This is a genomic window from Bartonella sp. AA86SXKL (assembly GCF_042196885.1).
The window spans coordinates 1-512 of the sequence record NZ_JBHIRE010000613.1 but is presented as its reverse complement, the minus strand read 5'-3'; the positions used below and the strand labels follow the sequence as shown (position 1 = coordinate 512).

Sequence of the window (512 nt, the reverse complement as noted above, 5' to 3'; positions counted from 1 at the left end):
GTTGATCTTATTTTGCATTATGAACATGGTGAGGGGGCTGAAATATCTGATGGCGGGAAACGTCTCTATATTTTTCAATATTATACCCGTTTGACACAGCGTCTTGTTGCAGCTTTATCTACTCTTACAAGTCAAGGTATTCTTTATGCAGTTGATTTAAGATTGCGTCCGTTAGGTAATAAGGGACCTGTTGCTGTTTCTTTTGAATTTTTTAGGAAATATTATCGTAAGGAAGCATGGATATGGGAACATCTTGCTTTGACAAGGGCAAGAGGTATTGCAGGAGATCTTGATTTTTTACAAAAGTTAGAAAATGAAGTGTCTGAAATTATTGCTTTTTCTCGTAATAAGAAGGATGTAATAAAAGCAGTATGTGAGATGCATGTATTGATTGGCAAAGGAAAACCACCAGAGAATCGATGGGATTTAAAAAGAATGCCTGGTGGTATCATGCATCTGGAGTTTATTGCCCAATTTGCTCTTATTACGCATGTGATTGTGTTTCAAATTGG

The 512-nt window shown here is 36.5% G+C and carries 1 pseudogene; it reads left to right on the top strand.

From position 1 onward, the window contains the following. Positions 1-512: pseudogene (locus ACFIO5_RS13570) on the top strand (bifunctional [glutamine synthetase] adenylyltransferase/[glutamine synthetase]-adenylyl-L-tyrosine phosphorylase); the annotation flags it as partial.